Source organism: Paenibacillus sp. 01T422, assembly GCF_056398785.1.
In genome coordinates, this window is sequence record NZ_JBFTQB010001728.1 from 1 (window position 1) to 378 (window position 378).

General features: G+C 46.0%; 1 protein-coding gene. It reads right to left on the reverse strand.

What is annotated here, in order from left to right; translation table 11 throughout:
• Positions 1–100: 100 nt before the first annotated feature.
• Positions 101–244: a hypothetical protein gene (locus AC1DUA_RS40965; RefSeq protein WP_477505061.1), complete on the reverse strand. Its 144-nt coding sequence runs from the start codon at positions 242–244 to the stop codon at positions 101–103.
• Positions 245–378 lie beyond the last annotated feature (134 nt).

Genomic DNA, 378 nt, shown 5'->3' on the forward strand with positions numbered 1-378 from the left:
GCCCCAAGACAATACAGGACCTAATGACGCGAACCAGGCCGGGAATCCAAATCCATAATTCGCGGAAAGATAACAAAAAGCCTGACTGCACACAGCAGATCTAGGCTTTTTTTATCGCATCAAAAACTTGGCCGGGTAGCTTGACGGATACTCGGCACGCAAAAGTTTTCTCATATTCAACTGTTGTCATTATTGGGGCGCGTTCAATCAATTGCTCCGGTAAAGCTGTGATGTGTTCAGCCATATCGCTTGCGCCTCCTACTAGGTGGTTGAAAACGCTACTTACACTAACAGTATAGCATAGCAGGTGGCAAGCGTTCCACCCTTATGTATCCATTTTCAGGTCATGCGAACACTCCTTTTTAACCCAGATATACC

Bases quoted from the DNA above. Each gene is read 5' to 3' on its own strand.
- AC1DUA_RS40965 (WP_477505061.1), bottom strand. From the start codon at position 244: ATGGCTGAACACATCACAGCTTTACCGGAGCAATTGATTGAACGCGCC.